Origin of the sequence: Algoriphagus terrigena DSM 22685 (assembly GCF_000429445.1) — a bacterium.
GTDB lineage: Bacteria > Bacteroidota > Bacteroidia > Cytophagales > Cyclobacteriaceae > Algoriphagus > Algoriphagus terrigena.
Genome location: NZ_AUBW01000008.1, coordinates 115,787 through 138,951, shown reverse-complemented (window position 1 = coordinate 138,951; position 23,165 = coordinate 115,787). Strand labels below are relative to the sequence as shown.

The 23,165-nt window shown below is 47.9% G+C and carries 22 protein-coding genes; 6 read left to right on the top strand and 16 right to left on the bottom strand.

Going from position 1 to position 23,165, the window contains the following annotated elements:
* Positions 1-2 precede the first annotated feature (2 nt).
* From G459_RS0108925 to G459_RS0108885, 9 genes are all read right to left on the bottom strand, one after another.
* On the bottom strand, positions 3-1,127 hold the full coding sequence (locus tag G459_RS0108925; protein ID WP_026967346.1) for a DUF4221 family protein: 1,125 nt from the start codon (positions 1,125-1,127) through the stop codon (positions 3-5).
* Positions 1,124-2,257 carry a DUF4221 family protein gene (locus tag G459_RS0108920; protein WP_035455488.1) on the bottom strand — a complete coding sequence of 378 codons (1,134 nt, stop codon included), beginning with the start codon at positions 2,255-2,257 and terminating at the stop codon, positions 1,124-1,126. The genes G459_RS0108925 and G459_RS0108920 overlap by 4 nt, the downstream gene beginning before the upstream one ends.
* A 1-nt stretch (position 2,258) precedes the next feature.
* Complete coding sequence (locus tag G459_RS0108915; RefSeq protein WP_026967344.1) at positions 2,259-3,404, bottom strand: DUF4221 family protein; 1,146 nt, start codon at positions 3,402-3,404, stop codon at positions 2,259-2,261.
* A 72-nt stretch (positions 3,405-3,476) separates the two neighbouring features.
* On the bottom strand, positions 3,477-4,847 hold the full coding sequence (locus G459_RS0108910) for an alkaline phosphatase family protein (protein ID WP_026967343.1): 1,371 nt from the start codon (positions 4,845-4,847) through the stop codon (positions 3,477-3,479).
* 134 nt (positions 4,848-4,981) lie between these two features.
* Positions 4,982-6,193 (bottom strand): metabolite traffic protein EboE, encoded by a 1,212-nt coding sequence (gene eboE, locus G459_RS0108905; protein WP_026967342.1) that lies wholly within the window; start codon positions 6,191-6,193, stop codon positions 4,982-4,984.
* A gap of 18 nt (positions 6,194-6,211) precedes the next feature.
* Positions 6,212-7,366 carry a 3-dehydroquinate synthase gene (locus G459_RS0108900; RefSeq protein ID WP_026967341.1) on the bottom strand — a complete coding sequence of 385 codons (1,155 nt, stop codon included), beginning with the start codon at positions 7,364-7,366 and terminating at the stop codon, positions 6,212-6,214.
* Positions 7,367-7,441: 75 nt separating this feature from the next.
* Positions 7,442-8,356 carry a UbiA-like protein EboC gene (gene eboC, locus G459_RS0108895; RefSeq protein WP_026967340.1) on the bottom strand — a complete coding sequence of 305 codons (915 nt, stop codon included), beginning with the start codon at positions 8,354-8,356 and terminating at the stop codon, positions 7,442-7,444.
* Positions 8,357-8,359: 3 nt separating this feature from the next.
* A complete protein-coding gene (locus tag G459_RS0108890; RefSeq protein ID WP_026967339.1) occupies positions 8,360-9,271 on the bottom strand; it encodes a TatD family hydrolase in 912 nt (303 codons plus the stop codon).
* Between the two features lie 74 nt (positions 9,272-9,345).
* The gene (locus tag G459_RS0108885; protein ID WP_026967338.1) at positions 9,346-10,233 is read right to left on the bottom strand and encodes an EboA domain-containing protein; all 888 of its coding nucleotides are present in this window, start codon (positions 10,231-10,233) and stop codon (positions 9,346-9,348) included.
* Positions 10,234-10,427: 194 nt separating this feature from the next.
* On the opposite strand from G459_RS0108885, the gene G459_RS0108880 reads away from it, so the two are divergent.
* From G459_RS0108880 to G459_RS0108855, 6 genes are all read left to right on the top strand, one after another.
* Positions 10,428-10,622, top strand: a complete 195-nt coding sequence (locus G459_RS0108880) for a type II toxin-antitoxin system VapB family antitoxin (RefSeq protein ID WP_026967337.1) — start codon at positions 10,428-10,430, stop codon at positions 10,620-10,622.
* A gap of 1 nt (position 10,623) precedes the next feature.
* Positions 10,624-11,010 carry a PIN domain-containing protein gene (locus G459_RS30620; protein ID WP_157373300.1) on the top strand — a complete coding sequence of 129 codons (387 nt, stop codon included), beginning with the start codon at positions 10,624-10,626 and terminating at the stop codon, positions 11,008-11,010.
* Positions 11,007-11,582 (top strand): sugar O-acetyltransferase, encoded by a 576-nt coding sequence (locus G459_RS0108870; RefSeq protein ID WP_035455485.1) that lies wholly within the window; start codon positions 11,007-11,009, stop codon positions 11,580-11,582. Before G459_RS30620 ends, G459_RS0108870 begins: the two co-directional genes overlap by 4 nt.
* Before the next feature lie 157 nt (positions 11,583-11,739).
* A complete protein-coding gene (locus G459_RS0108865; RefSeq protein ID WP_026967334.1) occupies positions 11,740-13,284 on the top strand; it encodes a M20/M25/M40 family metallo-hydrolase in 1,545 nt (514 codons plus the stop codon).
* Positions 13,285-13,362: 78 nt separating this feature from the next.
* Positions 13,363-13,644: a nucleotidyltransferase family protein gene (locus G459_RS0108860; protein WP_026967333.1), complete on the top strand. Its 282-nt coding sequence runs from the start codon at positions 13,363-13,365 to the stop codon at positions 13,642-13,644.
* On the top strand, positions 13,644-13,988 hold the full coding sequence (locus tag G459_RS0108855; protein ID WP_026967332.1) for a HepT-like ribonuclease domain-containing protein: 345 nt from the start codon (positions 13,644-13,646) through the stop codon (positions 13,986-13,988). Before G459_RS0108860 ends, G459_RS0108855 begins: the two co-directional genes overlap by 1 nt.
* A gap of 8 nt (positions 13,989-13,996) precedes the next feature.
* Here G459_RS0108855 and G459_RS0108850 read toward each other — a convergent pair whose 3' ends face one another.
* The 7 genes from G459_RS0108850 to G459_RS0108820 form a co-directional block, all read right to left on the bottom strand.
* A complete protein-coding gene (locus tag G459_RS0108850) occupies positions 13,997-15,325 on the bottom strand; it encodes a glucuronyl esterase domain-containing protein (protein ID WP_035455482.1) in 1,329 nt (442 codons plus the stop codon).
* 196 nt (positions 15,326-15,521) lie between these two features.
* On the bottom strand, positions 15,522-16,643 hold the full coding sequence (locus tag G459_RS0108845) for an aldose epimerase family protein (protein WP_026967330.1): 1,122 nt from the start codon (positions 16,641-16,643) through the stop codon (positions 15,522-15,524).
* 41 nt (positions 16,644-16,684) lie between these two features.
* Positions 16,685-17,845, bottom strand: a complete 1,161-nt coding sequence (locus tag G459_RS0108840) for an endo-1,4-beta-xylanase (protein WP_035455480.1) — start codon at positions 17,843-17,845, stop codon at positions 16,685-16,687.
* 24 nt (positions 17,846-17,869) lie between these two features.
* A complete protein-coding gene (locus tag G459_RS0108835) occupies positions 17,870-19,420 on the bottom strand; it encodes a glycoside hydrolase family 43 protein (protein WP_051315143.1) in 1,551 nt (516 codons plus the stop codon).
* Between the two features lie 3 nt (positions 19,421-19,423).
* Positions 19,424-20,476, bottom strand: coding sequence for a family 43 glycosylhydrolase (locus G459_RS0108830; RefSeq protein ID WP_026967327.1), 1,053 nt, complete (start codon positions 20,474-20,476; stop codon positions 19,424-19,426).
* Positions 20,477-20,572: 96 nt separating this feature from the next.
* Positions 20,573-21,277: a DUF3823 domain-containing protein gene (locus G459_RS0108825; RefSeq protein ID WP_026967326.1), complete on the bottom strand. Its 705-nt coding sequence runs from the start codon at positions 21,275-21,277 to the stop codon at positions 20,573-20,575.
* Positions 21,278-21,289: 12 nt separating this feature from the next.
* Positions 21,290-23,158, bottom strand: coding sequence for a RagB/SusD family nutrient uptake outer membrane protein (locus G459_RS0108820; protein WP_026967325.1), 1,869 nt, complete (start codon positions 23,156-23,158; stop codon positions 21,290-21,292).
* Positions 23,159-23,165: the final 7 nt, after the last annotated feature.

Below are 23,165 nucleotides of genomic sequence, written 5' to 3'. Positions count from 1 at the left end.
ACTCAAAACTTAAAATCAATCACCGCAAAGCCGAGCTCATCCTCAACATTGACATAGGACCAGAGCTTGCCGTCTTTGAAAAAGGGCTCATTTGGCGCCTTTGAAATCTCCGGCAATTCGGCCTCTCCGACCAATTTGAAGTCTTGATCATAGACATACATAAAAACCTGGCTCGACGTGATTTGAAATGAGTCGTCTATGGATACCGGCTTTCTGCCAAAGCGGAAATACAGATCCCTGCTTTCATCCCAAAGGGGCTGCCCAAACTTGTATGACATGAAAAACCGCCTCAACTCGTCTTGGTATTCTTCATTCGATTCGACGATCATTTTCAGCTTGATGTCATTGGCGACGGGACTCAACACGTGTACAAACGAATGGTAGGTCAGGGAATCAGCTTCCATGTCATACCGATAAAATGAACTGCTTGATGGCGTCAAGACCAAAATCTGATTCTTAAACTGCTGGACGTACATGTATTCGTCAAACATATAATGGGTAGATACTCCGACCTTTATATCAGAGATCCAATCCATCTCCTTGATCGGAACGTTGTCAATTTCATAGGTCTGAAGATCGATCTTTGCAAAAGTTCGGGGCTCATAATACCGAACTCCTGGGAGAGAAAACATGCTCTTTTGATCTTTAGAAAGAATTAGCGCATAATCAAGCTCCTCCAAATCAGTGGAAATAGGAAGGGAAGAAATCGAGAAATCTTTGATCTTCGTACCAGATTCATCAAAGATTCCCATCTTCCGATAGCCTGTGATCAGGAAGGTGCCGTCTACAAGTGATTCGGTCTCAAAAACAGCATCGCCGATTCCATTCGGTCCTTCTACTTCGAAGTCAATGTCCCTTTCCCATTCCAACTTGTCGAGATTGATCTGCTGGATTTGGCTGGTCCTGGAATTAAAAAGAAAAAGGAACTTTCCATCCTCCGAAATAGAAGAAGAGCGAGGTCCCCGATAGAGTTCAAAGAGTCTATCTTTTGAATCGATCATCAGAGTATCGACCGTGATGGTCAGATTTTCAAGAACATTTCCAGATTCGGCCTTTTCAGAAGTTTCTGTTCCACAGGAGACTAGTAAAGGAAGTAATAGGCCCAAGAAAAAGTCTCTAATAGTCATAAATTTGGTTTTAGTCTTATAAAAGCCAATTCATCATTTTGATTGATTCCCTGGTGTAGGTAGCCGTCTTTGAAAAACACATTCCCGTTAAAATTGGGAACCTGATCTGTCTCGTAAATCAGATTTAGCATTTCATCAAAAACAGAAAGCACGCTGATCCAATTGTTTGATCCCTTAAAGGCATCGATTTGATAGCGAGAGAACCTGAAATATCGTTTCGAAAGCGGATCATAAGTAAACTTGCCAAAAGTTGGCTCATAGTATTTGGTCTTCACCGCTTGCTCAAAGGCATCCATCGAACTGACCTTCCGAGGAAAATTTCCAGGTTTCTGAGCAGGGAGCAGATCCGTGACGAAGCTTTTTTGATAAAGTGAATCTGTTTTCAGGTCATAAATAGCTACGGCATTTATTGTACTAGTACTGATCAAAACTTGATCCCTTACCAATTCCATGAAAAACTCGTCTCCATTTTCTATGGGAGAATCACCAACCAGTTCAATTTCAAATTCCTTAAGTTGCTTTAATAAAGGGATATCCACGGTTCTACTCTTGCGCTCGCCCAAGTCAATCAGGACTAGGCCTTCACCCGACGAGTTACCACCTCTGGATTTGCCATATACTCCGGCAAAGAGATTCCCCTTTGAATCATAATCCCCACTGAAGCTTGCAATTGTATTTGACGGGAGAGTTTTGGATACAAATTCCTCCACATCCCAATTGTAAAAGGAGAGTCGGTTTCCAATAAAATCCATCTTTCTGATTCCATCGAAGGCGGAGAAATAAAACTCCTTTTGATCTGTCACATGGAAATCATATATAGAAAGACTCCCTATTCCATTTGGTCCCTCTGATGCAAACTGAACGGATCGATCCAATTCGTACCTATTCAAGTCGATTCTGTCCAGCCGCTTTTCCACCGCATTGTAAAAAAATAAGTATTGGCCATCTGGAGCCAAAGTCATGCTTCTCAATCCAGCCTGAACTGACAGTAATTTCTCTTTGGAATCTACTTTAACAGTATCAATAGAAAAAGCAAATACGGGAATACGATAAGATTCTATGGCTTTTTTATCATTACCACAGCTAAGTAAAAATGAGACGGTGACTATGTAAGCCAGCTTTTTCATCATCTTAAAACTTAAAATCCATCACCGCAAAGCCCAGCTCGTCATCTAAATTCACACAAGACCAGAGCTTGCCGTCTTTGAAGAAGGGATAATCCGGCACTTTATTGATCTCGGGCAAATGCGTTTCTCCTAAAAGAGTCAAATTGTGATCATAGGCGAAGAGAAAAACTTCAGCCTCATTGTACCATTTCTTCTCTTGGTCAGGAATCGGCTTACTGGCAAATCGGAAAAACAGATTTCGCTGCTCATCCCAAATCAGCTTTTCAAAGCTGATTTGATAAATGAGCTTTCCAGCCTCTTCGTAAAATTCCTTTTCGTCCGAGACCAAATTTTTAAACTCACCAGTTTTTTTGGAGGGCACTAGCCGATGCGGAAACTCAATCAATACTAAAGAGTCACGCACGTAGTCGTATTGGTAAACATCAGAAGTGACCGAACTGGTTACATACAGCTTACCTTTCAAGGGTTGTATGCCGATGTCTCCCGATATCCGGGAGATTGAACCCGGAGTTCTCAAAATAATAATTGATTCCAACGCTTGGTTCATTGCAGGCAGGGGAATGGTTTTACCTGTTTTCTGTTCAGGGTCAACGATAATTAGCTTGATTTCAGGTGAAGAAGGATCCAACATCGACAGAGCAAACAAACGTTTTTCGTCTTCACTGACGATAGCTTTATGTGTAATCAGCCCCCCTTCGTCGTAATCCAGACCCTCAATCTCTTTGAAATTGAATTTCAGGCTTTTTTGCTTTTGACCGTTTATACCAAAGATATTGACTCCAAAACCGTAGGTGGAGACGAGCATTTGGTCATTTGCCAAACTTTGGAATTGCGGTGGATTAAATCCAATCGAGTTTGGTCCCTCACGTTCGAAATGAATATTGTTTATGAGCTTCAATTCTTGTAGGTCAATTTCCTGAAGAATATTTCTCTTGTGGTCAAAATGAAACAACGAACTTCTATCTGACGAAAGCGAAAAATTCCTCAATTCAGATCCCAGATCGATGATTTCGCCATTGGAATCGACCGAAAGAGTGTCTATTGAATAGCTAAGATTTTCGAGGATATTGCCCGACGCAGTACCTTCAGTTGATTTACCTCCACAGGAAAAAACAAGTGGCGCTAAAAAAATCAGAATCAACTTCTTCATAGAAAATAATTTCACTACGAAGAAAATCAATTTAAACTAAAATCAAAGAAACAGCGCCGTTTTTTGGGAATTTTAACCAGCCACTGCCTTGATAATCAAATCGAAAACCGCTGTAGGCTGGATTTTCTTCTCTGAGTAGAGACTTCTGTCGGACACGAAAAGCGGCTTGTCAAGATCCGATTCTGGAATGCGGCCGTGGGCACCCTTGACCAAAGTCGCGTCCAGCGGGATCACGTCCATCAGGTACCGGAATCCGAGTTTCTTCTTTAAAACCTTTGCTCCGACGGTCAGAAGAGGAATTTTGATTGCCGGATTCAAAACGAGTTCAACCGGATCGTAGCCGGGTTTGCGGTGGATATCCACACATCTCGCATAGTCCGGTGCCTTCGTATCATCCAGCCAGAAGTAATAGGTAAACCAGGAATCAGCGTCCGCGATTACGACGAAATCTCCGGCTCGCTCGTGGTCGATGTGGTAGTCTTTTTTACCAGCAGCATCGAGAACTTTTTCCACACCCGGAGTCTTCTCGAGCAGGGATCCGACCTCGGCAAGTTTCGATTTGTCATTCACATGAACGTGAGCGACCTGATGATCCGCCACCGCAAAAACGGTAGAAGTCCCCGCGTCCAAGGTCTCTAGGCCCAATTCATCTTTTACCTGAATCCAGCCCTTTTCCCTGAAAATCCGGTTGAGATGAACGGGTTTGCTCACAGTCGTAATGCCATATTCAGATAATAACAAAACCTGTGTTCCTTGCTTTTCGAAATACGTGATCAGATCCTCAGCCAGCGCATCGACCTCTCGGAGATCCTTTCCGATCTTGTCAAAGTCGATCCCATACTTCTGCAAACCATAATCGAGGTGCGGAATGTAGATCAGATTCAGCGTGGGATTGTGCCATTCATCGACTTTTTTCGAAGCCTCGGCTATCCATTTACTGGACGATATGTTTGTATTTGGTCCCCAAAAAGAAAATAAGGGAAACTGCCCGAGCTCCTTTTGCAGGCGATCGCGAAGTTCCATCGGCTGGGAATGGCAGTCAGGCATCTTGCGCCCGTCCTGTAGATACAGCGGTCGCGGCGTCACGGCATAGTCGACGCTAGAATACATGTTGTACCACCAAAACATATTGGCGACCGTGAAGTTTGGATTTTCCTTTTTCAGGACTTCCCAGATCTTCTCGCCTTGGACTAGCTTATTGGACTGCCTCCAAAATTTGATCTCGCACTCCTCCTCGAAATACCAGCCGTTGCCCACGATCCCATTTTCAGAAGGCCATTTTCCAGTCAGATAGGCCGACTGCGCCGAGCAAGTGACAGCAGGAAGTACGGGTTCGACCACCGAGCGATTACGCGTTTCTATCCATTTTTTGAGAAAGGGGGTGTGCTCTCCGATCAGTCTGGGAGAAAGGGCAACGATATTGAGGACGACAGTTTTTTTCATGGTCAGATTCTAATCAAAATTTGGGATTGGTATATTCCACAATTAAGGGGCAGAGCTGAGCATTTCCTCTGAGTCCAATCTGGAAAATTAAATGGGTCCAAACTTCCAACTTCGGTCTCTCGTCTTGGAACGCCCTACCCCATTTCCCCAATCACCCAACTCAATTCCCGTGCGATGGATTCGCCCAAGCTCAGGCGGGTATCCTCTGGCAAAACTTCCCAGGTATAGGTTTCCACTTCCAGTTGTTGGGTGACTTCTGGATTGGATAAAATTTCTTTGAGTACAATCGAAATCGTCTCCTGCGTGGAAGAGAAGGAGCCATAGTCCTCCAGAAAGACGGGCACGTGAAAATGGATTCTCCATTCCAGCTCCTTGGTCTTGGGGAGAATTTCCAGCGCCTGGGGCAGATCAGCGTAGGATTTCAGTTTCCCATCCGCACGCCTGGCGACTACCTGATGCAGATAAGTGGATTCGGCAAAAGCCTCCAGTTTTTTGCCCAGGCTGAATTTTTCGTTGGCAGTTTCGGGAATCAGCACTTTCAGTGCGGCAGAAATCTGGATCTTTCCGATCTTGATGCCCGCTGCCGCAAACTTGGCAAAGGTGCTCGCCGGTTCCTCGTATACTATTGCAAAATGACAGACGTCATAGCAAACCTGAGTATGGGTCTTGATGAGCTCTTCCGCTTCGACCTCCGAAATTCCCAACTTTTGCGCCAGCCAAGGTTTGCCTTTGGGAAGTAACCAATCGGTAAACAACCAGATCATCTCGTCGGAATTTTCCAAAATCCCATCCGGCTCGGGCTCGATATCCAGATGCAGAAGTTTTCCAGTTTCCTTGCGGATTTTCGCCAATTCCTCGACCACTTCCAGCAAGTGCCGGGTAGCTGTCTCCATTCCATCTTCCAATTCCTGCTCAGAGGTAAACCAATGGCGGTAGGAAATCGGCGAAGTAGACATTCCTCCATCCAAGCCAGCAGGCAAAAGTTCCGCTAAAATCCGGAAGCATCGGATGGTATAATCTTTCCGCTCGGCAGTCGTCCAGTCCGGAAAATGGACTTTTTCCTTGACAATCTGTCGGTGAAAATCACCGTAGGGGAAGCCGTTAAGTGTAAACACATAGGCGTTGACTTTGTCCAGCCAAGTCCGAAATTCCTTGAGCTTTTCCGGCTTTTCCAAAACCAGCGAAGCTTCATTGGACAACCTCAGACCAATCCCGAATGGGCCCTTCACTTTCAGCCGCTGCCGAACCTCGGGAATATAAATCTTGAGATTCTGAAAAGTTGCATCCCAGCTTTCACCCGGATGGATGTTGCTGCAATAGCTAAGATGAAAGCCCTTGATCTCCATAAGGTGAAATTAGAAAAATCAGGAAGTAATCAAGTTGGATTTTTCCTGAAAAGATTGGAGCAAGTCAACCGACTGATGGACCAAGTCCTCGTTCATCTCATGAACTTCAAGACCTTTGCCGAGTTTTTCAAGAAGCGTGATCGTCAATTGGCCGCCGAGGTGCTCTTGGAACTCTTTAAGGCCTTTTATTAAACTTTCGCCTTGGAGCTCTGGAGCAAAAAGGACAAATCCGAGCGTTTTCATCAGGCTAATAATCCGATTTAGATCAGCTTCTGAGATTCTTCCCTGCAAAAAGGAATAGGTCGAATCCAGTGCAATCCCAATGGCCACCGCTTCTCCATGCCGGATGCGGAAGTCACTCAGTTTCTCCAGCTTATGTGCAGCCCAATGTCCAAAATCAAGCGGACGCGAAGAACCAAACTCAAAGGGATCTTTTCCCGAAATATGGTCCATGTGCATCTGGGCGCTACGGATGATGTGTTGCTTCATGGGCTCCATCTCCCGCTGTGCAAGTCCCTCGGCATTCGCTTCCAACCATTCGAAGAAGCTCAGATCTTTGATCAGCGCCACTTTGATCGCTTCAGAAATCCCCGCTCTCCAATCCCGTTCATCGAGGGTTTTAAGGAAATTGAAATCGTTCAAAACCGCATTGGGAGGCGTAAACGTACCGAGGTAGTTCTTTTTGCCGTAGGCATTGATGCTGTTTTTCACACCGACTGCTGAGTCATTTTGGGACAAGACAGTGGTCGGAATTCGGATCAAGCGTATACCGCGATGGGAGATTGCTGCAGCAAAGCCGACCATATCGAGGACTGCTCCGCCGCCGATCACTGCGATGTAGGAATGTCGGTCGATACCGTACAAATGCGTTGCTTCGACAACGTCCTGATAAAGCATAGAATCATTTTTACAAGCTTCTCCACCGATGACAATCATCGGCTCGGCTGCCAGGATGAATGCATCCTTGTGGCTCTTAGCATAGCCCTTCACCTGCTGAACCAATCCCGGATGGGTATCAGATACGCCGCTGTCGATCACGAAAAGAACCTTGGGGACACGCTCCCCCCGCAGGACATCGACCAAAATCATGTTTTTCGGATCAAAAAGATCCTCCGTGAAACACACCGGATATCGGAAGGGAACTGAAAATGTCTGTTCGAGAATCGTATTCATTGGAATTCGTAATAGGATATTCGGGTGATAGCTGTCTGTAAGACAATCTTGGGGCGAAATTGGTTTATGCCGGCCTCAGGTTACGGCAAATTTCTTGCCCAACCAAAGGGATATAGGAAGAAGAAGCAAAACGATGATTCCGACGGGCCAGCCCGAAAACGCCGCGGCAATCGAAGCATTGACGATGATCAGCGAAATGACTGCGGCCTTGACCGACTTTCCGATGAATTTGGGTTCCTGTGTCCGAATAGCTTTTGCCAAAGGCGGGAATATCATATACGCCAGCAGTGCCAAAAAGGGCAAAACGTGCAGATATCTCGGACCTTGGATATAGGCCATGGCAAAGATGAAGACGAAGATCGATCCGTACATCGCTCCACCGAAATACAAAGCTTTTCGGTTTTTGCCATGAACCTCGCCCCGACTGATCATCGTGATGGCTGCCACATAGATTAAAGGAATCACGGCAATCGGCCACAATTTCTCCAACACCTCTGGAGCGACACTTATCCCCAAGAGCAGATTTCCCGATCGACAAAGGCCCATATTGATTGGCCCAAGGATGCGTTGATGTTTTCCCCAATAGTCATAACCCACCGCCAAAACAGCAACCGCCAGAGCGAGTCCTGCCGCGAGCCAGTTGACCTGAGCAGCAGCGATCACACCAAGTACCAGCAATGTCAATGACATGATCGTCGCGGTGGACTTAGAGGCCCGGCCACTTGGAATCGGTCTTTCCGGTCGCTCAATCGCATCCAACTCAGCGTCAGCTACGTCATTGAAGGCTACTCCGCCAGCATACAATCCGATTGTACTCAATGAAAGGCACAGCAGATTCAACCAGAAATCTCCCTCGCCGTAGACGTAGTCGGTCGCCATGTAATCCCAAGCCCCGGCAATGGCAAAACCCGCCCAAATATCTGCAATCGCTGTGACTACATTCGCCGGTCGGGTCAGCTGGAGGTAAGGGAAGATGCCTTGTCTTGCCATGTATCAGTTCTCAACACGGTCGGCCGGACCTTCCACTCTAGGAACCTGTCCTCCACGCAATACAGAGTTTCCTCCCAGTTTTTTGGTTTGGTCGATAGACGGTGCATTGAGCCAATCCGACTCGTTCATCTGTCCGCTCAAGCCAAAGACGGTCAGGGCATTTTGATAGGTAGTCAGGCGGACATGCTCTTCGGGAATGCCCATCTTACGCATGAGGTTGGCAGTCTTTGGTACTGCCAGAGGATCAGAAATACCCCAATCCGCCGCGGAATTGACGATGATTCGCTCTGGCCCGTACTGCTTCACGATCTCAACCATCCGATCCGAGCCCATCTTGGTATGTGGATAAATGGTAAATCCTGCATAAAACCCACGATCCAAAACTTCCTTCACCGTCTCTTCATTGTTGTGATCGACAACGACCCAACCTGGATCCATGCCATGCTCTTCGGCTACATCCATCGATCTGGTAGTTCCTTTCTTTTTGTCACGATGCGGGGTGTGGATAAGTACCGGCAGATTGACTTCTTTGGCCAGCTCGAGCTGAAGTCGGTAGAATCTGTCTTCTGCTTCCGTCTGGTCATCGTATCCGATCTCCCCGATGGCGACCACTCCTTCTTTCCCTGCATAAAGCGGCAAAAGCTCCATGACTTGCTCGGCCAGAGCCACATTGTTAGCCTCCTTGGAATTGAGCCCCATCGTACAATAGTGGACGATCCCAAACTGGCTGGCCCGGAATCGCTCCCAACCGACCAGTGTGCTGAAGTAATCTTTAAACGATCCGACTTCGGTTCGGGGTTGACCCAGCCAGAAAGCCGGCTCTATCGTCGCCACGATTCCGGCCTTACGCATCGCTTCGTAGTCGTCCGTCGTCCGGGAAACCAAGTGAATATGAGGGTCTATGTACATTTCCATTTTACAGGTAGTATGAATCTTCAAATTTAAGAGAAATAATGCGAGTGTGCCGTACTTGACTGTCCTGTCAGAGATCAGGTCCTTTTCTCCTGAAATCCGATTCCGATTTTTTCCCAGGTAATCTCTCCGTACTCGATTGCCATCACTTCCTCGCAGCGGGATTTGAAAAGCTGCTTTGCTTTCTCAGAATCACACTGATACAAGGCCAGCAAACCAGCCTCCACGGCCATCTCATCTTCGGATTCGATGACTCTTTTCAAATCTGCCAAGAAGCGGTCATTGATAAACGGCACGACCAACCTCCAAAGTTCCGGCATGACGGATCTTCCTGCGGCCCATCGTTCGTGGGCAAAGTCCGAAGCAATGTCGGCCAAAGCCAGATTTCGGCGTTCGTCCAACTTCTGAATCCGATAGAGCGGCCGCTGCATGAAGACAGCTTTCAGCACCAGCTGATTCCAGTTGGCTTCGGGGAAGTATTTGGCGGGGTAAGGATTATTAAGCGCAATCGCATCAAACACCAAGGTCATATTTGTGCGGCAACCGTCAATAGCCCGAGGGAGCAGTTCCTCAGGATAAGGCAATACCGGCAAAGCAGCAAACAAGGCCTGCTGTTCGTTCATGTCAGCCGTCTCGAAGAGTTGGTTCACGATCGCAAACCACTTTTCTTTTTCCTGTGGATAACTCAATAACAGGATCGTTCTGGCGGCTTGAAGCACACTCCAATAGGCAGGTTCGAAACCGTCAACAAGCAAATCCGCCTGCCTTGCTTCCGTCTCGCTCAGCTCCAGACTGTCCTTTTTGAAAAACCGGGAAGCCTGAGAAAATGCCAGGAAAAAGGCCGAATTCGAACCTGAACTTTGCACTTGCTCCACTTTTTGATTTAGCCAGGAGATTGATTTTTCTTCGGCATTTTTCTCAACCAGGGTTTTGAGAAAGTTTATGATTTCTGATGCTGAAGCCATCTTTGAATGTTAAGTTTTGCTCGGGATGTAAATAAACTCGATCAGAAATTAAAATCCATCCGGTTTGGGAGGAATGGAGGAAGAAATACGCTTTTCCTGATCAAAATCAGAAAGTTTGTAAGTGGTCAGAAAACATCAATTCAGTTGAAAACGTTAACTTGCATATAAAATGATGCAACGAAGCATAGATAATCATGAGAACTACTATCGAAATTCCAGAAGAATTACTTAAAGAGGTAATGAAGATTACCGGAGCGACCACGAAGAGCCAAGCAGTCAAACTAGCTCTCGAAGAAAAAATTGCCATTACCAAACGTAAAAGACTGATCAACATGAAAGGATCGATTGATTTAGATCTTGATTTGGATGTCTTGAGAGATAGAAAATAACGTGACCAGGGCTCGTATTTTAGTCGATAGCTCTGTTTGGATTGACTTCTTTAGGACTTCCAAATCTACTTCTCTAAACCTATACTTAGAAGAGGATTTAGTGTCAATCAACGACATAATACTCAGCGAGTTGGTACCCAAACTATTGCTAGAAAGAAAAACTGAAATAGTAGAGGGGTTATTTTCTCTGGAAAAATTTCCTCTAAATATCGATTGGGATTTAATCAGATACTATCAAGTATTAAATCTCAAAAATGGAATCAATAAGGTCGGCATACCGGATCTTATCATTTTACAGCAAGTAATTGAGGAAAAACTGACGCTTTTCTCCTTCGACAAAAATTTCCGGCTTATGCAAAACTTTTTAAAGTTTGACCTAATCCAATGAAATCCAACCTCCAAAAAATGCTCGCCGGTGAGTCCTACGACACCCGAGACCCAGAACTCTTAGAAATCTACCACCGGGCAAGAGCGCTTATCCTGGCTTACAACACCTCTGACACCAGCGATCGGGATAAGCGAACTGAGCTTCTCCACCAACTTTTGCGAAAAGTGGACTCCGGAGTCTGGATCGAATCTCCGTTCTTCTGCGATTTTGGAATCAATATCGAAATCGGCGAAAATACCTTTATCAACACCAACTGCATGCTGCTGGACGACAACCTGATCCGGATTGGGAAAAACGGCCTCCTTGCTCCCTATGTGCAGATTTATACCGCCATTCATCCGCTCAAAGCCTCCGACAGAATCTTCCAGGACGGCGAAACGACCAGATTCCGAACCTCCACCAAGCCGGTGATCATAGGCGATAACGTCTGGATTGGGGGAAATTCCGTGATATTGCCTGGAGTGACGATTGGAAATAATGTGACAATCGGGGCGGGATCTGTCGTCACCAAGGATATTCCGGACGATAGTCTAGCCTTCGGCAATCCCTGCCGGGTCGTGAAATCGATCTGAAAATCGAATACGTTTCCACCAATGGTTCGGAAATTGATTCCCTTTCAAATATTTTTAGACCGTCAACTAAATAAAGACGGAGGCAGAGTCTTTTTCAATTCCCAAAAACGGTGAGTGACTGATACTCCAAACTCCTCTTAATCAAAAATCACTTCTCATGAAAAAAATTTACTCCCTTGGCTTAGGCTTGATGCTTTTGCTGGCTGGCAGAGTCCAGGCACAAAACGAAGTCATCGACGCCATCATCAAAGAAGCTAACGAAAACTCCCAATTGGAGGTGTTGGCTCACGAACTCCTGGATGGCATCGGCCCGAGATTGGTCGGCTCCCCACAGATGCAAAAAGCCCACGACTGGGCGGTGAAGCAATACGGTACCTGGGGCATCGAAGCCCACAATGAGAAATGGGGCGAATGGAGAGGCTGGGAGCGAGGAATCACCCACATCGACATGGTTGCGCCTTGGACCCGTTCCCTTTCAGGAACTCAACTGGCCTGGAGCCCTGCGTCTCCAAAAGGCGGCGTGTCCGGCGAAGTGGTTGTTTTGCCTGAATTTGCTGATTCTGTAGCTTTTCAGAAATGGCTTCCTTCTGTCAAAGGAAAATATGTGATGATCTCATCGCCTCAGATCACCGGCCGTCCTGATTACAACTGGGAAAAGTGGGCTACCGAATCTTCTTTCGAAGCGATGAAAGAAGAGCGTGCAGAGCAGGACAAAGCCTGGATGGAGAGAACTCAAAAAACAGGAAAGAACCGCAGTACTTTGCCTGTGGCTTTGGAAAATGCAGGAGCAGCCGGTGTGATCACTTCTTATTGGTCAAGAGCTTTTGGAGCAAACAAGATTTTCTCCGCAGCCACCAAAAAAGTACCTACCCTCGATCTTTCTTTGGAAGACTACGGCATGCTATTCAGATTGGCTGAAAGTGGCAAAAAGCCTCAAATCCACGTCGACGCACAGTCCAAAGAAACTGGCGTACAGCCAACTCAAAACACCATCGCTCAGATCAAAGGCTCCACAAAACCGGATGAATACGTGATGCTTTCTGCACACTTTGACTCTTGGGATGGCGGCACCGGCGCAACGGATAACGGCTCCGGAACCATCCTGATGATGGAAGTGATGAGAATCCTAAAGAAAGTTTACCCTAATCCTAAGCGTACGATCCTAGTAGGTCACTGGGGTTCAGAAGAGCAGGGATTGAACGGTTCCCGAGGATTTGTGGAAGATCATCCTGAGATGATTGAAAAAATCCAGGTTCTTTTCAACCAAGACAATGGCACCGGCCGAGTGGCTAACCTGTCCGGCCAGGGATTCGTGGACAGCTACGAATACCTCGGTCGATGGATGAACAAAGTGCCTAGAGAAATCACCAAAGACATCGAAACTTCATTCCCCGGCAACCCAGGTGGAGGCGGATCTGACTATGCCTCTTTCGTAGCGGCTGGCGTTCCTGCATTTAACCTGAGCTCCCTGAGCTGGGACTATGGCACCCAAACTTGGCACACCAACGTCGATACCATGGATAAACTCGTGTTTGATGACTTGAAAAGCAACGCGATCCTCACTGCAATTATGGTGTACATGGCTTGCGAAGAAGAAAACCAGGTCTCCAGAGAAGTGAGAGTTCCATTGGACTTCAGAACCGGTGAGCCAACCACTTGGCCGACTCCGCGCTCTCCAAACAGAAAAGGTGGATTGGATTAATCTTCCTCTAAATAAGCTAAAAAGTCCTGCTTCGGCGGGACTTTTTAGCTTATTTAAAATAGTTGGTTAACTTTAATCATGCTTTCGGAAAAGGAAAAAAAAATAATCTTGAATACACTTAGCCCCCATAATCTAAGAAGTTTGGGAGTTTTTGGATCTTACTCTAGAAATGAAGAGACCGAGAGCAGTGATATTGATTTGTTGGTTGAATTTGAAGAAAGTCCAAATCTTTTGGAATTGATTGGATTGGAGCAGGAACTATCAGATTTGTTAAATCGAAAAGTAGATCTGGTAACCAAAAGATCCCTTTCTCCCATATTAGACGCATTTGTGGAAAAAGATTTGATCCCACTCCTCTAATGGAAAAAGAACCTAGAATTTTTCTACTTCATATCTTAAACTCCATTTCTAGAATTCAATCCTATCTCGAGACAATCGAAAGTGAAGAGGTATTTTATTCTAATTTTTTGGTTCAAGATGCGGTTATCCGAAACCTCCAGATCATTGGAGAAGCTACAAAAAAGCTTAATCCAACCTTTCGAGAGAGATATCCTTTTGTAGAATGGCGAAAAATAGCAGGAATGCGGGATAAACTCGTTCATGATTACTTTGGAATCGATCTATTGTCTGTTTGGAAAGTTTGTAAAATTATTTTGCCACTGCTCGAAAAGGATTTGATTGAAATTCTAAAAAAAGAGACCTAAATAATCATTTATTCCAAGTACTTCTTCACCCATTCAATAAAATAAGGCCAGTTCGGCCCGACGGTGTGACCGCCTTCATGCTGGCGAAAAGCTAAATCTCCGCCATCCAAAAAGGTCTGAATCGGAGGGAACATGCTTGTCGTCAAAGGTTTCCTTCCCAGTAACTCATACACTGGCCCGGCAAAAACCGCTGCCCCGAACATCCCCTTGCCATCGATCCACTGTCCCTCCTCCGTCGGAGATCCGACAGAGATAAACATCGGTCTGGGAGCGCACAAAGCAATCAGTTCGTGCGCATCTACTGGTAAGTCATCCTGATTCAAACGCCCGGCGTATTTGATAAAATTCGGAGCAAACCAATGATATTCCCCGGAAGCAGCCAGATTTTCGACCTGCTCGCCAAAGACCCTCCGAAGCATTTTCGCCCCTCCCGCGCCAGACGAGCCAATCAAACCGACCGCAAATCTGGAATCATAAGCCATGGCGACTATTGCGGCTTTTCCGTAGCGGGACAAGCCCTCGATCGTCACTTTATCAGCATTGACTTTCGGGTCATTTTCTAAGTGATCCAAGGCCCGACTTGCGCCCCAAGCCCAAGCCTTCAGAGTTCCCCAGTCGTCGAGTTTTCTGGGTTCGCCCTTATTCACCATGCCGATAATCCCTGCTCTCAATCCCGCTCCATTGTCAGCTTGATAGCTCGTCGGGATAATCACGCCAAAACCCCAGCCTTTCGAAAGCACCTGTTCTTGCCACGTCGGGCCTGGAGGTGCCGGTGGTCTTTGCATCCCGACAGGCCAGATCCAACCGAATTCCAGCACCAATGGAACCGACTTATCCACATTCGTTGGAACTCCATATTCAAAATCTATCGCCACAGAAATGGACGGATACGATGAGTTATCCACAATTCCTTTCATTTTTTTATAGGTTGTTTCCACCGATCCGATCAATGTGTCTTTCTCCCAAACCATCTCCCAAGTCACCGACGGGAGGTTTTCGGGAGTTCTGCCGTACATCTCCCGATCAAAGAGTTCAAAAAGTTCCAGCTTTCGAGCCTCCCAATCCTTCGTGTTTTTTACAGGTTTTCCACTTTCGAAGATCAAGGGATCCGGCACATCTTCGTAGCGAACTTTGCTCTCATCCGAATTGGCGGCGTTGGGTGCCTGAGGGTTTCCTGATGGCCCGGGGCGAAGAGAATCGATCCCAAGCATCTTCATCATCAACTGATGATCAGCTTGGCTGAGTTTATTCAGACTGTCTCGCTGCTGTTGCGACATTTGAGCCCAAGCAGGAAGCGCAAAAAAGAAACTGAAAAACAGGATGATAGCAGGCTTCATAATTCTGGGTTTCTCAAAATATAATCATTTGACTATCAGAAAGCCAATGCTCTTTGATCAATGGAAAAATCGCCCCATCGCAACAGTTATCCACAGTTTACTGAAGCGTATATGTAAAAAAACCTACCAGATTTCTAACATCTGGCAGGCCTTAGAACGTGTCGTTTTGATCAACTCGGACTCCCGTTGAGAAATCTTACTTCGTCGAAAATTTGTAGATACAGGTTTGAGTGTACTTTTCTCCGGGCTTCAAGATTGTAGAAGGAAACGCCGGTTGGTTGGGCGAATCAGGAAAATGCTGAGTTTCCAGACATAGCGCCGCGCGGAAATTGTACGGCTTGCCGCCTTTTCCTTCGATCGAGCCATCCAGGAAATTCCCAGAATAAAACTGAATCCCCGGCTCGGTCGTCCAGACTTCCATTCCGATGCCCGTTTGCGGAGCAAAGACGCTTGCGGCAAGCTCCAACTCGCCCTGTTTCTTTTTGTCCAACACCCAGTTGTGGTCAAATCCGCCACCGAATGTCAGCTGCTCGGTAGATTGACTGATATCCTTGCCGATCGCTTTGGTCTTGGTAAAATCCATCGGTGTACCAGCCACCGCCTCATTCGTCCCAAAAGGAATCAAGGTGCTGTCCACTGGCGTGTACTTGCTTGCCATCAGCTGAAGCTCGTGATCGAGGACATCGCCAATGCCTTCTCCATTCAGATTGAAAAAAGAATGGTGCGTCAGGTTGACCGGCGTCGCTTGATCGGTTTCAGCCTCGTAGGTAATCTTAAATTCGTTTTCCTCCGTCAGGAAATAGGTCATTTTCACAGTCAAATTTCCAGGAAAGCCTTCCTCTCCGTCCTTGGAAACGTAGTAAAACACAATGTGCGAATCGTCGGATTCTGCGACTGTCCAGTTCACATTGTGAAACCCGCCAGGTCCACCGTGCAGCGTGTTTTGCCCGTTATTGATCGGAAGGGAATAGGTTTTTCCATCCAACTCAAACTTCCCTTTTGCGATCCGGTTGCCATATCTACCGATTGCCGTCCCGAAAAACGGCTCAGACGAGCCCAAATATTCCTCCGGCGTATCAAAGCCGAGGACGACATCGACGAGCGTTCCGTTTTTGTCAGGAACGAAAAGATTCATCACGCGGGCGCCGAGCGTCGTGACTTGCAGCTTGACACCGTTTGAGTTTTTGAGGAAAAGGAGTTGATAGGGACTTTGCATAGGAGTGATCAGAGGTTCGTTGGTTTCGGCCGGTTTCTGGGAACATGCCCCAGCGAATAAGGCGGCCGAAAGGGCAACTGCGGAAAGAATATTTTTGGTCATAGGTTGGAATTTTAGGATTAAATAAGCAAAACGAAGAGCAATTACCTAGCCGTTATCTCTTTGATAAAGTCCGTTTCGCTCTGCTTGTAAGGCGTCCCATCGACCCGGAACACGTCGTGAAACCAAAGCTCAGGCTCTGCCGTGTAGGTTTTGTCCCAGCTGTCCCAAGCATATTTTGTCTGGGTTTTGCCGTCAACTAATCCCCAGTTGAACATGCCAACTCGCTCCTTTTTCGCGATGGGTAAAAATCCCTCGAACGTGCTCCCATTAGGTCTGGCCATGTATTCGGTGCAAAGAATCGGGCGATTGTAGCGCTTCAACTGATTGATTATTTGCTGAAAATCCTCCGGCTTGCTGTAGTTATGAAAGGTGATGATGTCGGACTCTTCAAGTTGGATCTTCTCAATCGGCTTGAGCGTCGCATCACTTTCATAGTTTCCAGCCCAAACCCCCGAGGTGAGGGGTTGGGTCGGATTTTGGCTCCTTGCCCATCCGAACGCTTCTTTCAACAGCGGAATGACATAGCTGACTTTGTTGGGTAAATCCACTTTTCGGTACGCATTGCCGGTATCGTTGTCGGGCTCATTCCACATGTCCCAAGCCAAGATCCGGTCGTCTTTTGCAAAGCGCTTGACCACGGCTTTGACATAGGCTTCCAATCGTCCATGCTGGCCCTTGTCTGCCAAAGCCTTGTTATTGGGGCTTTGGACCCAGCCCGAGTTATGCACATGCGGCTTGGGCGCGCGCTGCACGCCGACCTCCGCAAAAGGATCCCAGCAGGAGTCGAAAAACACGAACATGGGCTTGATCCCGTTTTTCTCAGCTATTGTAAGAAACTGATCCATTCGATCCAGAAAGCCTTTTTTGTCACTTTCGTAGGACAAATCATGCAAATAAACACGCATAGTATTCATCCCGATCGCCGCTGCCCAACCAAGCTCTTTGTCAATCAGCTCTGGAGAAAAGGTCGTCGCGTCCCACATCTCCAGCTGGTTGATGGCGTTGCTTGGGGTAAAATTGGCCCCAACGAGCCAAGGCTGCTGATCATACCAGTCATTGGCCTTTTGCTCTGACCATTTCTCTGCGGCTTTTGGAGTTTCGTTTTGATGTGGATAAGTATTGGATTCAAAAGTTTGGGTTAAAATTCCAGCAGCCAGTGCTGTGAGAATCGCCAAGCTTTTCAAAAAAGATGAATGGATCATGAGGAGTGGTTTAATTCGGTGAATTTATTCGTAAATGATTCGCACTGATTTGAAATGGGCGTCAGCCGAGGGATCGCCTTTTGACACCAATCCCAAGCGGAAGCCCATGCCCCACGGGACTAGGTGCTTGACGTCTTGCTCTTTGCCGACTTGGACTACTTTTCCATCTACCGAGATCGATGTGGTCATGAGATAGCCGTCTTTCATACTCAAGATCAACTGGATTTCTTTGCCCGGAGGAAGGGTCTCAGTGGCTATCACCTTGGTTTTCTGATCGACCGTTTCCCAAAGCGTCACCTCGTTTCCTTTCACGGAAATGCCCATTCCAGCCACCGGAGCACCAAACTTGTTGCTTGCCCCACCGATCACGGCCAGTCCTGCAGCAGCATCCGGATTTGGAATGACAGTCGCTTCGTACCGGTAATCCAAGGTTTTAGTGCCTTGAACTAGGAGCGTTCCCAAGCTTTCATTTTCCTCAGAAGCCTGAAGAAAAAGTCCCTTTTTCCCGGTCTCGAACTCGATGTCCTGTGTCACTCTCCACTGCCAGACGGGATCGAGGCGCTTTTTGAAATCATCGGTAAACTCCAAAGACGCCATGCTCCGAGTATAGCCTTCGTTGTTGGCAAAAACTGGCCATTGATCTGCCGTCCATTCAACCTTCTGAAGTACGCCCTGACGTCCCACATAGACACTGCCGGTCGTATTGTAGGCATGGTTGAGCAGCCAAAGCTCGCCGTCCTTCTCGACGACTGTGCCGTGACCGGGACATTTCCAGCTCTCGTTGTCCTTAATCACGGGATTCTGATCAAACTTTTCCCAAGGGCCGAGAAGCGTTTTGCTCCTCGCGACGCCAGTCACGTAGTCGCAGTCGATCTCGCAGCAGCCCCGTGCGGAGTAGGTCGCGTAGAAGTAGCCGTTTTTCCGGAAGATCGCGATGCCCTCCACCAATCCTCCTTCCCAAGGCTGATCGTTGTGAAACAGTTCGTGCTTTTCCCCGATTAGCTCGGTTCGGTCTTCATTGATTTCCTGCGCCCACATCGGTGTCTTTTGACCGCGGCTGTTTCCGTCTTCTTTCCACAGGAGGAAAAGTTTGCCGTTTTCATCCCGCGTTTCAAACGCATCGATCGAGCCAAGTTCCTGCGCTACAAGCGGGCCGTGATCTGTGAACTTGCCATCGGGAGAATCGGCACTTGCCACGGCGACACTCAGGCGGTTGCTGGCTTTGTCGCGCGCGGTGTAGTACGAGTAGAATTTTCCCTGCTTTTCGTCATAGGCAAGTTCCGGCGCCCAGAAGTTGTTTTTTGCCCACGATGGAGCTCCTTCGGGAAAGACATAATTAATCAGCTCCCAATTCTCCAGATCGGCTGACTTGAAGATGGGAAAAAGCGGCGCCCATTCGTTAGAAGTGGCAGACGCATAATAAAACTTGCCGATCTTCACGACCGTCGGATCGGGTCGGTCTCCCGCCAAAACAGGATTTGGAAGCACATTCTCCTGAGCAAAAGCCTGCTGCAACCCGAGTGCGAGCACGAAGAGGAGAAGGAAACTGCGGATTATTCTAATTTTTTTATTCATGATTTATGGGTGAAAAACTGGCGACTCTTGTGGTGCGAGTTCAGGCTGTTTGTCTTGGACAGTTGGCCAGCCGTCGATCCAAATGATGGGGTCAAGATACAAGGCGCGGCGGTTAGTTCCATTTTTGAGTTTGGCATTTTCCAGATCCATGCCGTGGTATAGAAACCAGTCTTTGCCTCGGTCGTCCGTGACGATTTCAGCATTGTGACCCGGGCCCGCGACACCCGTTGCTCCGCCGTTTCCTTTCAAGACCAAATCTCCCGATTTCCCGTCCATGAGGTCGTTCCCCTTGCTGTCCACGTATGGCCCTGTTAGATTTTTGGATCTGCCGACCAGCACACGATAGGTGCTCTTGGCTCCTTCGCAGCAGGTGCCAGCTGAGCCAAAGAGGTAATAGTATCCGTCCTTTTGGTAGATGTACGCTGCTTCGAGCTGATTGCCGGCGAGCTGGATCTTAGTGCCGACGGCCTTTTTTCCGTCAGGAGAAAGCTCCGTCAAAAACAGCCCGTGAAAACTTCCCCAGATCAGGTAGTTTTTGCCTTTTTCCTGAATAAAAAAGGGATCGATCGAATTCTTTACCCCAATCTCTTCTGAGAAGAAAACCGGTCCCTGATCTGCAAATGGCCCTTCGGGAGAATCTGAGATCGCAAAACCGATTCCGGGATTAGGGTCTCCCCAAGTGGAAAAGGAATAGTACATCCAATATTTGTCGCCGACCGGCGTGACGTCCGGCGCCCAGATTCCGCCTTTCGCCTTCCAGTTGGGCTTGGTAGTCATGGCGTCTTGTTGGTATTCCCATTGCACCAGATCTTGTGACTTCAGCACCGAAATCAGATGATAGCCGCCCTCTTCTCCCCAATTGTCCTCCGTGCCATAGGCATAGAAACTGTCTCCGACCCGGATCACCGTTGGATCGGCCAAGACTGGTTCGAAGACGGGATTTTGATAGGTCAACGTGTCCGCCAAATGCGACGGATCTGCATCCATCTGTCGATCACCTACTGTGTCAACACCATATCCGAGTGATAGCAACAGAATAAGAAGTCCAGAGATCATTTTTGTTTTTTTCTAAAATAATATAAAAAAAAGTCGGGTCGCCCAGATCCACTGCCTTAGATCCAGGCTCCCCAACTTGCACTGAAATTCGGATGATTACAAATCCACCTTGACGATGTCAGAGAAGATCATATCCTCCACACCCTGGATTCGAACACCAATCCTGGCAAAGGCATAGTCCTGCGTAGGTACTCTCGCCGGAACATTGACCGACAGGCTGATATTGCTCAAATCCGTCAAGTCCGAACCGCCGATTCGCGTGTTGGCGATACTCGTCCGCCCATCGACAAAGCTCGTTTTGCTGACATAGAGAAAGACTTCTTGGATGTCTTTGGCGTTGACATCGGTGATGATTTTTTCCAGGGAAAAAGCCGCCTCCACCTTGTCACTTCCGCCGCTGATGTTGAGACTGCGAATCATATAATAAGGCAGTACCTCAATCTCCATGAGTTGACTGCCGCTGAGGTTAATCGGAATCGTGTCATTACCGGATTCCGGATTGGCGATCTTGCGAAAAGGTCCCTGATTCCCCGGGATGATGAGCTTGTACTCTCCGGCAAAAAGCTGGGACGAGAATGTGCCATCCTGATCCACTGCGACACTGATGCTACCCAATCGCTGCCAGCCCTGCTCCCAGAGCTCCATGTAGACATCATTGTAACTCACCCCGATAGGCTCTCCCTGATATACTAGGGTTCCTTCCAAGGTTAGCTTTGGCTCTTCGTAGTTATCATAGCTGCAAGAAGTCAGAATCACCCCCAGTCCGATGACCCCGGCTATATTTTTTAAGATTTCCTTCATGTCTAGTTTTGGTTATTGGTTAGGGTTTCTGACAATCAGTGGATTGTTGTTGCGCACATTGTCCCCGATGTAGGAATAGTAGTTGCCCATCCGGAATCTATGCGCATTAAATACCGGTGCCGGGACAAACTCCTCAAAGAGCCACTTCCCATGATTGGGAGAGCCCGGCTCGTAATATTTATAAGGCCTCAGTCCGAAAACCCGCGTGCTGACAGCCAAAGCATCGCCTGGATCATTGGTCAGGTCTGTGCTGACGCCGTTCCAGACTTTGTGGGCGATTCTCCAGCGCTTGTAGTCCCAGAGAATGTGATTTTCGAAGGAAAGCTCGACTCTTCTTTCATGGATGATCCGCTCAAAAGTGATCTCTCCGGCACTCAGGTCGGTTGGAAATCCTGCACGTCTCCTCACCAGATTCATGTACTCCGCAGCCTTTGCCATGTCGCCCAGCTCAAATGCAGCTTCGGCAGCGTTGAGCAACACTTCGGCGTATCTGAATCGGACGAGCCATACGGCAGAACCCGTGCCCCGCTGACCGGAGCCTATGGCAGTGTCTACATATTTCCGAAGGTAAAAGCCGTTTTGAGCTGTCCATTCCATCTGGTTGATCGGGCCGTCAAAGCCCACCACCTGCTGTGGAGCTGAGCCACCCGGCAACACCGCCTGTCCGCCCAACTCGCCGGAAGTGATCACCGATCCGTCTGCCAACTTGTAACCGGCCCAGATGTCCACCTGCTTTCCTCTAAAGCTAGCGCCAGGTACGATCACCGTACCTTGCAATCTTGGATCTCTGCCTGAGAAAATATCCATCGGGTTGTCGTAGTAGATAGGATTGCCGTCCGCATCCTTGGTCGCAAACTGCGCGAAGGAATTGTCCAATAATTCGTAGGACTGTACCAGGTTGAGCGAGGGGTTCATCTTCCCGCTCGAGGTATTTTCCTCTCGGATCGAGCGTGGGATATTATCGATGGTGAAGCCGTGCGTACGTCCCTGCACCAGGAAGTCCTTGGCTAGGATCACTTCTGGATTTGCGTTCTTGTTAAGGAAGATATTGGTGTAGTTCTCCGAAGCAACTGGGTCGTTGTTGTACAGTGAATAAGTTCCCATACCGATCAATTCCTCTGCCGCCGCCAAGGCGGTGGTGTAGTACTGCGTGGCCATGCTCGCGGGAATACCCACCTCACCGCCCGGCAAAGACACCTCGGGAGTAGTCTGACCATAGTTGGCAATGGATCCGGCATAGAGCGCCGCCCTGGTTTTCAAAGCAAGCGCTGCACCGGCCGTCGCCCTGGATCGTGTACCTCCCACGGGCAGGTCACCTTTGATGTTTTCCATCTCGGTGATCACGTAGTCATAGACTTCGTGCTCCTTAGCGCGGGGATGCTGCAAGTAGGTCGGGTCGTTGCTGTAGTCGTATTCAAGTGACTCCAGGATCAGGGGCACGCCGCCCATGCGCTTCACATGCTCGAAGTACACCATGGCACGGAGGAATTTCCCCTCTGCCAAAAACCGTTCCCTGGCTTCTGCCGATAGTTCGGTTGCCGCTTCGCTTTTTTCTATGAAAAGATTGATGTCCCGGATCAGGCCATAGTCCCACATTCCCCAGTTGTCGTAGTTGTACTCCTGGTTTTGGTGGCGCCAGTAGTCTCCCGCATTGCTGGCAAAAGCCTCGTCAAAATTGGCGTACTCCCACCAGTTTTCCACGCCTTGGTAGTCGGGCAGTCTGTTGTACAGATCTGCCAGGACGGAAAACACCAGGTCTTCATTCTCCCAAACCTGTTCCTCCTGGAGGATGTCGGTGGGCTCTCTGTCCAAAAACTGTTCGTTGTCGCAGCCCACAAATGCAATCAGCGAGCATAGCGCTATAAATTTCCACTTTTTCATTGTCATC

Coding starts and splice junctions, on each gene's coding strand:
- G459_RS0108860 (WP_026967333.1), top strand. CDS start 13,363: ATGCTTTCGGAAAAGGAAAAAAAAATAATCTTGAATACACTTAGCCCC.
- G459_RS0108830 (WP_026967327.1), bottom strand. CDS start 20,476: ATGATCTCTGGACTTCTTATTCTGTTGCTATCACTCGGATATGGTGTT.
- G459_RS0108900 (WP_026967341.1), bottom strand. CDS start 7,366: ATGAATACGATTCTCGAACAGACATTTTCAGTTCCCTTCCGATATCCG.
- G459_RS0108845 (WP_026967330.1), bottom strand. CDS start 16,643: ATGACCAAAAATATTCTTTCCGCAGTTGCCCTTTCGGCCGCCTTATTC.
- G459_RS0108865 (WP_026967334.1), top strand. CDS start 11,740: ATGAAAAAAATTTACTCCCTTGGCTTAGGCTTGATGCTTTTGCTGGCT.
- G459_RS0108855 (WP_026967332.1), top strand. CDS start 13,644: ATGGAAAAAGAACCTAGAATTTTTCTACTTCATATCTTAAACTCCATT.
- G459_RS0108820 (WP_026967325.1), bottom strand. CDS start 23,158: ATGAAAAAGTGGAAATTTATAGCGCTATGCTCGCTGATTGCATTTGTG.
- G459_RS0108890 (WP_026967339.1), bottom strand. CDS start 9,271: ATGGAAATGTACATAGACCCTCATATTCACTTGGTTTCCCGGACGACG.
- G459_RS0108850 (WP_035455482.1), bottom strand. CDS start 15,325: ATGAAGCCTGCTATCATCCTGTTTTTCAGTTTCTTTTTTGCGCTTCCT.
- G459_RS0108840 (WP_035455480.1), bottom strand. CDS start 17,845: ATGATCCATTCATCTTTTTTGAAAAGCTTGGCGATTCTCACAGCACTG.
- eboE (WP_026967342.1), bottom strand. CDS start 6,193: ATGGAGATCAAGGGCTTTCATCTTAGCTATTGCAGCAACATCCATCCG.
- eboC (WP_026967340.1), bottom strand. CDS start 8,356: ATGGCAAGACAAGGCATCTTCCCTTACCTCCAGCTGACCCGACCGGCG.
- G459_RS0108825 (WP_026967326.1), bottom strand. CDS start 21,277: ATGAAGGAAATCTTAAAAAATATAGCCGGGGTCATCGGACTGGGGGTG.
- G459_RS0108925 (WP_026967346.1), bottom strand. CDS start 1,127: ATGACTATTAGAGACTTTTTCTTGGGCCTATTACTTCCTTTACTAGTC.
- G459_RS0108910 (WP_026967343.1), bottom strand. CDS start 4,847: ATGAAAAAAACTGTCGTCCTCAATATCGTTGCCCTTTCTCCCAGACTG.
- G459_RS0108835 (WP_051315143.1), bottom strand. CDS start 19,420: ATGAATAAAAAAATTAGAATAATCCGCAGTTTCCTTCTCCTCTTCGTG.
- G459_RS0108870 (WP_035455485.1), top strand. CDS start 11,007: ATGAAATCCAACCTCCAAAAAATGCTCGCCGGTGAGTCCTACGACACC.
- G459_RS0108880 (WP_026967337.1), top strand. CDS start 10,428: ATGAGAACTACTATCGAAATTCCAGAAGAATTACTTAAAGAGGTAATG.
- G459_RS0108920 (WP_035455488.1), bottom strand. CDS start 2,257: ATGATGAAAAAGCTGGCTTACATAGTCACCGTCTCATTTTTACTTAGC.
- G459_RS0108915 (WP_026967344.1), bottom strand. CDS start 3,404: ATGAAGAAGTTGATTCTGATTTTTTTAGCGCCACTTGTTTTTTCCTGT.
- G459_RS0108885 (WP_026967338.1), bottom strand. CDS start 10,233: ATGGCTTCAGCATCAGAAATCATAAACTTTCTCAAAACCCTGGTTGAG.